Below are 8,429 nucleotides of genomic sequence, written 5' to 3'. Positions count from 1 at the left end.
GCGGATGACGGGTTTCTGTGGTCCATCATGCCGGGGTGATTTTAACCCATAGGTCCATTGTGCCGGCGCGCAGCTCGCGATGACGGCTGGAGGTGATGTCATGGCATGGGATATGGAACAGGTTGGCTATCGGATCGTGGGTAGAGTCGAAGCGTTGCAGGTTGCCTCGTGACTTGAAGCGCGGCATGGTCCGCTCTCCTCGCCGGACCGGCTGGTGAGAATTCTCTGCCGATTGTCGAGGCCTTTGTGAGATCGGTGTTCGACACCTGGCATGATCTCGGTCTTTGCAGCGTCATAAGAGCGAAGCTTGTCGGTGATCATCACCCGTGGCGAACGGCCTTGCCCCTTCGACAGCTTGCGCATCAGACGTTTGGCCGCCCTGGCGTTGCGGCGGCTTTGCACCAGAACATCGAGAACGAAACCGTCCTGATCAACGGCGTGCCACGGCCAGTGCCTCTTCCCACGGATCGAAACGACGGCTTCGTCGAGATGCGATTTGTCGCCTAGCCGCCCAGATAAGGGCTGGAGGATCTCGTTGGCGAAGGTTCGCACGGCAAATCCGCCCCGATGGGGATTCAACTTACCCGACCACCTGCTCCACGAAGTCAGCGAACGCCCGCGCCTTGGCGCTGGCGAGGCGTCCCGTTGGGAAGACCGCCCAGAGGTGAATGTTCGGAAGCTCCCAATCTTCAAGCACGCGCGCGACCTCGCCGCTTAGCAGTTCGGGCCAGAACATCCAGTCCGAAGTGACGGCGAGCCCCATGTCGGCCTTAACCGCGGCGCGAATACCTTCGGCTGCGGTGACTTGAACCCGCCCGGAGACCGCGACGGACGCTTCGGTTCCAGCCCTGCGGAAGGTCCAGCTACGGCCGAGCTGAGTATAGACCACCGCCTGATGCGCGGAGATATCGGCAGGCACCAGGGGTACGCCATGTCTTTCAAGATAGGCAGGTGTCGCCACCACCGACCGCCGACCAGTCGCCAGACGGCGGGCTACGGCCGACGAGTCTGCGAGATCACCCATGCGCAGCGCGATGTCGATGCCTTCGGACACGAGATCGATCACCCGATCGTCGAGAACGATATCCACGTCGAGATCGGGATGCATCGCCAAGAACTCCGGCAGGCGCGGAATGACCATGAGCCTCGCAAACGTGGTGGCGGCGCAGATGCGAAGTCGGCCCGACAGCCCGGCACCGGCCCCCTTGGCTTCCAGCTCCGCCTCGTCCGCTGCATGGATCGCCGCCTTCGCTCGTTCATAGAAGCGAACTCCGGCGTCGGTTGGCGAGAGGCCGTGCGTCGACCGGATGAGCAGGCGAACCTGAAGTCGCTCCTCCAATTGCGCAATCGTCTTCGAGATGGCGGGCTGGCCGACGCCGATCTGGCGGGCGGCCTGTGAGAACGATCCCGTTTCCACGACACGCACGAAAGCGGTCATCGCCTGCAATCTGTCCATCACTCATTCTCCATTGGAATAAGCATTATCGCCTCAAGAAGTCTGCCGCAAGTATCCAGGAATGGTCATAACTCTCTCCAGCGAACACAATCCGATGGAGACGAACGTGATTGAAGTCTACGCCTTTGCCACCCCCAACAGCGTCAAGGTGCCGATCGTGCTTGAGGAACTCGGCCTTCCCTATGAGCTGAAGGCGGTCAATGTCCGCAAGGGTGAGCAGAAGGAAGACGCATTTCTCTCGCTCAATCCGAACGGCAAGGTGCCTGTTCTGGTGGACGATGGCTTCGTGCTGACGGAGAGCGCCGCGATCCTTGTTCACCTTGCGGAAAAGACCGGCAAATTGCTGCCAAGCGACGGCGAGGCCCGCGCCCGTGTCTTCGAACAGCTCTTCTTTCACGCCTCGGCCCTGAGCCCCGCTTTCGGCAATGCCGGTTTCTTCATGCGCTCATCGCCGGCACCGCAGCCGATCGCCGAAGCGCGTTTCGCAAAGGAAGCCGAACGCATCCTCGGCATCCTCGACCGCAAGCTGGCGGGTCAATCTTTCATGGCCGATGACGCCTTCACCATCGCCGACATTGCCCATTTCGGCTGGCTGTGGCGCCGGCAATTCCCCGGCCTGACGCTCGACGAGCGCCCGAACCTTTCCCGTTGGTACGAGACCGTGGCCGCCCGCCCCGCCGTCCAGCGCGCCATAGCCCGCGTCGAGGCGCTGGCCGAAGCCCCGACTTCTGTGGCCTGACCCATGCGCTCCCTGTCCCGCTTCTTCTTCAACCCCGACCGCAAGACCCCAACACAAAGGAGTATCCCCATGTCCCGTTTCGACACCTACAAGAACAGCTTCCCGAATGCCCGCCTGACCCGTTCGCCAAGCGGCGTCCTCGAAATCGCCTTCCATACCGACGGCGGCAAGCTCGTCTTCAACGGCCACACCCATGAGCAGTTCGTCGATCTCTTCCACCAGGTCGGTTCCGACGCCGACAACTGCGTCGTCATCCTGACCGGCTCGGGCGATGCCTTCATGGATGCGATCAATCCCGATGGCTTCGATTTCTTCTCGCCGCGCGGCTACGACAAGATCCTGCGCGAAGGCAAAAAGGTCCTCATGAACATCCTTGACATCGAGGTGCCGATGATCACCGCGCTGAACGGTCCCGTCCTCCTGCATTCGGAATATGCGCTGCTCACGGACATCATCCTCGCCACACCGGAAACGGTCTTCCAGGACAAGCCGCATTTCGACTTCGGCATCGTGCCGGGGGACGGCGTCAACCTGCTCTGGCCGGAAGTGATCGGCAGTATCCGCGGCCGCCATTTCATCCTCACCCGCCAGGTGCTTGATGCACAGACTGCGAAGGACTGGGGTGCAGTCAACGAGATCGTTCCTGCCGATCGCCTTCTGGCCCGTGCCCATGAGATCGCCGAGGGTCTTGCCGCCCTGCCGCCGCTGACCAGCCGCTACACCCGCATCGCCCTGACGCAGAAGCTGCGCCGGATCATCGACGAAGGCGCGGGCTATGGTCTGGCGCTTGAAGGCATCAGTGCTGCCGAGGTCGCCCGCTCCGTGGCCGCCAATAGCTGATCACTCCCTCATCCATCGCCGAGCTTCAGGGCGACCCCTGAAGCTCGGCACGCTCAAAGTTCAGAACTCATTGGAGAATGACGATGACGCTGCAGTCCAAGCTTGATGCCTTCAAGGCTGACTTCGAAGCCGGCAAGCCGCCTTACAACGTTCCCTATTCGGTGATCGAGACGATGCACCGCGCCACCGCCGAACTAATCGCCTCCGGCGCGGCCGAGCAGGCCCTTAAGGCGGGCGACACGCTGCCGGCCTTCAGCCTCGCCGATCCCGAGGGCAACACCGTTTCCTCGACCGATCTTCTGGCGCGCGGCCCGCTCGTGGTCACTTTCTACCGCGGCGTCTGGTGTCCTTATTGCAACATGGAGCTCCAGGCGCTCCAGGAAACGCTGCCACAGTTCGAGGCGCTCGGCGCGAAACTCGTCGCCATCTCGCCGCAGAACCATGTCAACAGCCGCAAGTCGATGCGCCAGAACAACCTGACCTTCCCGATTCTGTCGGACCCACACAACGACGTGGCCGCCGCCTTCGGCCTGCGCTTCGAAATGCAGGATTACCTGGTCGAGCTCTACAAGTCGCTGAAAAACGACCTTCCGGCCTTCAACGGTGATCCGAGCTGGACCTTGCCGATGCCGGCCCGCTACGTCGTCGGCCAAGATGGCGTCATCCTCTACGCGGAGGTGAACCCGGACTACACCCGCCGTCCGGAACCGGAAGACATGCTGCCGGCGCTCCGCCTCGCAGCCAGCCGCGCCGCCGCCTGATCCATTCGACCCATGACACCCTGCTTCCTTGAGGCAGGGTCAGAGGATTTTCCCGATGAAGAGAACCTTTCTGATCACCGGCGCCAGCAAGGGCATCGGTCTCGCCCTGGCCCATCGTCTTGCCACCCGTGGCCACACCGTCATCGGCATTGCCCGCAACCCGACAGACGCCTTTCCTGGCCCGCTGCATACTCTCGATCTTTCCGAGCGCAGTGCCAACGGCGAACTGGCCAGGATCGTCAAGGAAAGCAACGTCGATGGCGTGGTCAACAATGTCGGGCTGGTCAGGGCCGCTCCGCTTGGCGACATCGCCATTGAAACCCTTGAAGAGGTGATGCGCGTCAATCTGCATCCTGCTCTTATGTCCATACAGTCCGCATTGCCCGGCATGCGCACACGCGGCTGGGGCCGCATCGTCAATATTTCCAGTCTCACCGTTCTCGGCAGCGTACAGCGGACAAGCTATGCCGCTGCCAAGGCCGCACTCGTCAGCTTTACGCGAAGCTGGGCGCTTGAACTCGCCCAGACCGGCATCACGGTCAACGCCGTCTCGCCCGGGCCGACCGAAACGGAACTGTTTCGGGCGAACAATCCGATCGGCAGCGAAGGTGAGGCGCGATACCTATCCGGTGTTCCCATGGGGCGGTTCGGCCAACCTGACGAGCTCGCCGCGGCGATTGAATTTCTGCTGTCGGACGACGCCGCGTTCATCACTGGGCAGACGCTGCATGTCGATGGCGGGGCGTCGATCGGTAGGTCTTCACTGTAGGGCAGCAGCAATCGGTCCAGCGCCTCATCTGGACCAGCCCGCGTTTCGAGTTATCCCAGGAGAGCCATTCTATTTAGGTCATAGCGATGTCGTTGTCGGGGGTGGTTAGCCGTCGGTCAGCTTTCCGGGCGGTACGGGCAAGAGTGGACCGTCGAGCGCGTTGACATTGGTCAGAGGTCCATTATTTATACGATGTATAATTATGGAGGCGACGATGGTCACCGGACACGTATTTATCGCAACAAGCCTTGATGGATTTATCGCCCGCGAAAGTGGCGACATCGATTGGTTGCTAAAGCACGACCAAACTGGCGAGGATCATGGGTATAACGATTTCATAAGCGATATCGACGTTATCGTAATGGGGCGAGGCACTTATGAGGCGGTCCGAGGCATGGGAGACTGGTTCTATACCCGTCCGGTCCTGGTTTTGTCGGCGCAGCTTGCACGACAGGCAGTGCCCTCCGAGCTCGAAGGAAAAGTGCGCTTTTCGGCAGAGTCACCTGAACAAGCGATGGCGACGCTTCAATACGAGGGAGCACGACATGCCTATGTGGATGGGGGACGCATCATTCAATCTTTCCTCGCGCTCGACATGATCAGCGACATGGTGATCACGAGGGTGCCAATCTTGCTCGGTGCTGGCCGCCCTCTTTTTGGCGGCGGTCAGCGGGATGTGGCGCTTGCGCACAAGGGCACAAGGTCTTTCCCTTCCGGATTGGTCCAATCTCATTATGAAGTCTTGCTATGACAGCGAGGGGGCGAGGTCGGCCACCAGCCGGCGGAAAGGCCGTTTTGCCGGAGAGCATTCTTTCCGAGGCTTTGAGCATCCTCAATGCCGACGGCCTCGACGGCTTGAGCATGCGCGCTTTGGCAACACGTGTGGGCATCAATCCCATGACGATCTATCACCACTTCAAGGATCGGGATGGGCTGATCAAGTCGCTAGCGGAGTGGGTATATGCGGACGTCGCGGCACCTGAAACGGGCGATGCACACGCACGCGCCCGCAGTCTCCTCACAGCCTACTACGCCAAGGTGGTGCTCTATCCCGCTCTGACCTTGGCGATCTTTGCCCGGCCAGCCGTTTTCCCCGATCACGCCATGAGGATAACCCGTGAGTTGATGATCTTCTTGAGCGAAGGCAATCACTCCTCACAGCGCTCGTTGCGTTGGACGCATATCCTTGTTGACTACACTCATGGTGCCGCCTTGGCTGTGGCTACCCAGGATGGAAGCATAGGGCGGCCCCCAAGGGGAGCAATGCTGGATGATTTTGAAAGCGGACTTGACGAGCTACTGGAGGCGTTCAGGCGTTCTTCCGATCACCCGAGCGTGTAGATCAAGTTTTTCAGCATTTAAGGTGTCCCTTTGCGTGCACAGAAAGAAGGCGATCTATCTAGCGAAAAGCGCGCAGACCACAGACCTTTCCATTGTATCGAGGTGACTGATTTTAAGGGGTGTCGCAAATGCCACGAACGACCGCAATGGGGTCGAGAGCAGGCATTGCTCTCGCAATTCGATCTGTCCACGGGTCTCAGTATTTCCGTAGCGAGAAAGGCATGGTAGCTCGAAGGTGAGTTGCGAAGTATGAGGCACACCATGAGACTAACCCTAAGGGCGAAAGCCATTTCAGTCTGCGACGACAAAATCGCAAAAAAGGGTGAAGGCGTTGGCCTGTCATTCTATGCATTCTTTGCAAACAAGAACGACGACCCCGACCTCCTTATGGAAGCCGCCGAGTGGTGGATCAAAACCCATGCTCTCGATCATTTCGAGAAGGCGACTAAAATTCGTGAGATGATTAGATCTGGGCAGTAGGTGACGACCGCTTTCAGGATCGTGCCTGTCTGCGTTAAACACCTGCAATGGGGTCGGAAGCAGTCATTGAGGCTACCCTAGGCTTTATGGCCCCTTTTTCATCCTCGGCTCCCGGCCCCAGATCGGTCATTTCGCCAAGGCCGAGCCGGTATCCGCTTCTGGAGAATTTGAAAGAGATGGATTTTGTAATAACGGGGCCAGCGGTTCGCATCCTTTCGAGAGCAGTTACCAGTGTAACGTGTCAGCATACAGCTCCGTAACGACACCATCGTTACGTTATATAGCAATATCGCATTTGAGTTACCCATGCCGACGTCACATACGAGCAAAAAAGTGGACGCAAGCGTTCCACTGAATATCCATATCAAACCCGCGACGCGCAATCTTATCGACCGTGCAACTGAACTGCTTGGCAAGACACGCACAGATTTCATGCTGGAGGCCTCGGAACGCCGCGCCGAGGAAGTGCTGCTTGACCGTACCGTCATCACGGTAAGCCCCGAGGTGTATGCCGAATACCTTGCCCGGCTCGATGCGCCCGCGCAGTCGAATGAGCGTCTGAAACGCACAATGTCGACCAAAGCTCCATGGGATGAGGTGTGACCCTCACTTCCCCTGCTCCTTTGGCCGAGCATCATGAGCTTGTCGAGTTTGATTCCGGCGTTCCAGAACTGGATGATTGGCTGCGTCGACGAGCGCGAGCCAATCAGGCGGGCGGTGCGTCTCGTACTTTCGTGGTCTGCGAGCGAAATCGTGTAGTTGCCTATTACGCTCTCGCCTTCGGCGCGGTGAGGATACTAGAAGCACCAGGCCGCTTTAAGCGAAACATGCCAGATCCGATCCCAGTCGCTGTACCTGGTCGACTGGCTATCGACCGGACCTATCAGGGCCGCGGTATCGGTCGGGCGTTGGTGCGTGATGCCGGTCTGCGCCTGCTCAATGCCGCCGAAATACTCGGTATCCGTGGCGTGCTGGTGCATGCGATTTCCGATGACGCACGTGCCTTCTATGAGGCTGTTGGATTTCTGCCATCTCTGTCCGACCCGATGATGCTGATGATTGGATTGAAAGATCTCAGCAACGCGCTGAGCGCGTAGACGGTGTCATCGAGCGTTCGTTTTCAGCAGAAGCTAAGCGCTATCGTTCGGCGTGGCGTTCATTCCGTGCGGAAGGAGCAGGTTGAACAGCACATGTGCCGCAATTAGCCGGCGAAGGAAGCGCTGCGAGATGGAGAACGAATTCGGGCCGCGGGCGTTCAAAGCTTGTCTTTCGGACTGTATGTCAGCGACTGCAGTGATTTAAATACGAAAGAGCCGACGTGCGCCTGAAAGGTTGTTGAAGGGCCGGCGTATCGCATTGGCAGCTCTTAATCCGAGGCTCGCAGCTGTCCAGACCTTGTGTCGATAAAATCCGAGCGAGTTCACTATCTTAGGATAAACCAATACCGGGTCGTTGGTTCGCATCCCATCAAGGCGTTGCATACATGCAAGCCGCTTGGTGCGAACTTGAGTAGGTTAAAACCTGGCGGCCGATCGCTACTACGCAGAGCCGGGCGACATCTTCAATGGCATGTTTGCCGCGTCATAGATGCCGTCGACCTCACCCTGCGAAAGAGGCAAAGGTCGAGATTGATGACGTTGGTTCCGAGCTTCTGCTTCCGTTTCAATTAAAGTTTAAACCGGCAGGAAGGAAATCGAGATAGTCTAGTAAGCCGTAGATCAGCGCCAACACGATCACCACCACCAGGATATAGCAAGCGCACTCCAACGTGACTTTGATAATGTCAGTCGGGTTGGACGAGGTCCCTTGATCGTGATGCCACTTGATGGCGAAGAACATGCCCGTGCCTAACACGAGAACCTTGAACGCAATGAAGACTATAGGGAACCAATCCATCATTTTGAATATTTCCAGGCTATTATTTGACACTATCTATCGTGAGGAGCACGACCGCAAAACTGCTGCTTCAGCAGCTTTGTTATTTTGTTCAAACCATCGTTGAATCTAACGTCGATCATAACCCTCCCATCACGCGGCATAAGT

General features: G+C 58.5%; 11 protein-coding genes and 1 pseudogene. 9 read left to right on the top strand and 3 right to left on the bottom strand.

Features of this window, described 5'->3' with window-relative positions:
* Positions 1–25: 25 nt before the first annotated feature.
* A pseudogene (locus FHT29_RS27455) lies at positions 26–510 on the bottom strand (DDE-type integrase/transposase/recombinase); the annotation flags it as partial.
* A 70-nt stretch (positions 511–580) separates the two neighbouring features.
* Positions 581–1,456: a LysR family transcriptional regulator gene (locus FHT29_RS27450; protein WP_037198089.1), complete on the bottom strand. Its 876-nt coding sequence runs from the start codon at positions 1,454–1,456 to the stop codon at positions 581–583.
* 106 nt (positions 1,457–1,562) lie between these two features.
* Between FHT29_RS27450 and FHT29_RS27445 the strand changes: the two genes are divergently transcribed.
* The 9 genes from FHT29_RS27445 to FHT29_RS27405 all read left to right on the top strand — a co-directional run bounded on the left by FHT29_RS27445 (position 1,563) and on the right by FHT29_RS27405 (position 7,483).
* On the top strand, positions 1,563–2,195 hold the full coding sequence (locus tag FHT29_RS27445) for a glutathione S-transferase family protein (RefSeq protein ID WP_037198179.1): 633 nt from the start codon (positions 1,563–1,565) through the stop codon (positions 2,193–2,195).
* A gap of 69 nt (positions 2,196–2,264) precedes the next feature.
* Positions 2,265–3,035, top strand: a complete 771-nt coding sequence (locus FHT29_RS27440; RefSeq protein WP_168600570.1) for an enoyl-CoA hydratase/isomerase family protein — start codon at positions 2,265–2,267, stop codon at positions 3,033–3,035.
* Positions 3,036–3,118: 83 nt separating this feature from the next.
* A complete protein-coding gene (locus FHT29_RS27435) occupies positions 3,119–3,796 on the top strand; it encodes a peroxiredoxin-like family protein (RefSeq protein ID WP_092574559.1) in 678 nt (225 codons plus the stop codon).
* A gap of 55 nt (positions 3,797–3,851) precedes the next feature.
* Positions 3,852–4,565 carry an SDR family oxidoreductase gene (locus FHT29_RS27430; RefSeq protein WP_037198098.1) on the top strand — a complete coding sequence of 238 codons (714 nt, stop codon included), beginning with the start codon at positions 3,852–3,854 and terminating at the stop codon, positions 4,563–4,565.
* Between the two features lie 214 nt (positions 4,566–4,779).
* Entirely contained in the window at positions 4,780–5,316 is a 537-nt protein-coding gene (locus tag FHT29_RS27425; protein WP_037198100.1) for a dihydrofolate reductase family protein, read from the top strand.
* A 44-nt stretch (positions 5,317–5,360) separates the two neighbouring features.
* Entirely contained in the window at positions 5,361–5,906 is a 546-nt protein-coding gene (locus tag FHT29_RS27420) for a TetR/AcrR family transcriptional regulator (RefSeq protein WP_245297505.1), read from the top strand.
* A gap of 261 nt (positions 5,907–6,167) precedes the next feature.
* Positions 6,168–6,386, top strand: a complete 219-nt coding sequence (locus tag FHT29_RS27415; protein ID WP_037198180.1) for a DUF6500 family protein — start codon at positions 6,168–6,170, stop codon at positions 6,384–6,386.
* A gap of 306 nt (positions 6,387–6,692) precedes the next feature.
* Positions 6,693–6,989: a DUF1778 domain-containing protein gene (locus tag FHT29_RS27410; RefSeq protein WP_037198104.1), complete on the top strand. Its 297-nt coding sequence runs from the start codon at positions 6,693–6,695 to the stop codon at positions 6,987–6,989.
* Complete coding sequence (locus tag FHT29_RS27405) at positions 6,986–7,483, top strand: GNAT family N-acetyltransferase (RefSeq protein WP_168600569.1); 498 nt, start codon at positions 6,986–6,988, stop codon at positions 7,481–7,483. The genes FHT29_RS27410 and FHT29_RS27405 overlap by 4 nt, the downstream gene beginning before the upstream one ends.
* A 565-nt stretch (positions 7,484–8,048) precedes the next feature.
* On the opposite strand, the gene FHT29_RS27400 is transcribed toward FHT29_RS27405, so the two are convergent.
* A complete protein-coding gene (locus FHT29_RS27400) occupies positions 8,049–8,285 on the bottom strand; it encodes a hypothetical protein (RefSeq protein ID WP_037198109.1) in 237 nt (78 codons plus the stop codon).
* Positions 8,286–8,429 lie beyond the last annotated feature (144 nt).

The organism is Rhizobium sp. SG741 (assembly GCF_012275435.1).
GTDB classification, from domain to species: Bacteria; Pseudomonadota; Alphaproteobacteria; order Rhizobiales; family Rhizobiaceae; genus Rhizobium; species Rhizobium lusitanum.
Note: the sequence above shows the minus strand (reverse complement) of the source record. Positions and strands in the feature narration are given on the sequence as shown.

Excerpts from the sequence above, each read along its gene's own strand:
- FHT29_RS27450 (WP_037198089.1), bottom strand. The coding sequence starts at position 1,456 with ATGGACAGATTGCAGGCGATGACCGCTTTCGTGCGTGTCGTGGAAACG.
- FHT29_RS27440 (WP_168600570.1), top strand. The coding sequence starts at position 2,265 with ATGTCCCGTTTCGACACCTACAAGAACAGCTTCCCGAATGCCCGCCTG.
- FHT29_RS27435 (WP_092574559.1), top strand. The coding sequence starts at position 3,119 with ATGACGCTGCAGTCCAAGCTTGATGCCTTCAAGGCTGACTTCGAAGCC.
- FHT29_RS27430 (WP_037198098.1), top strand. The coding sequence starts at position 3,852 with ATGAAGAGAACCTTTCTGATCACCGGCGCCAGCAAGGGCATCGGTCTC.
- FHT29_RS27425 (WP_037198100.1), top strand. The coding sequence starts at position 4,780 with ATGGTCACCGGACACGTATTTATCGCAACAAGCCTTGATGGATTTATC.
- FHT29_RS27415 (WP_037198180.1), top strand. The coding sequence starts at position 6,168 with ATGAGACTAACCCTAAGGGCGAAAGCCATTTCAGTCTGCGACGACAAA.
- FHT29_RS27410 (WP_037198104.1), top strand. The coding sequence starts at position 6,693 with ATGCCGACGTCACATACGAGCAAAAAAGTGGACGCAAGCGTTCCACTG.
- FHT29_RS27400 (WP_037198109.1), bottom strand. The coding sequence starts at position 8,285 with ATGATGGATTGGTTCCCTATAGTCTTCATTGCGTTCAAGGTTCTCGTG.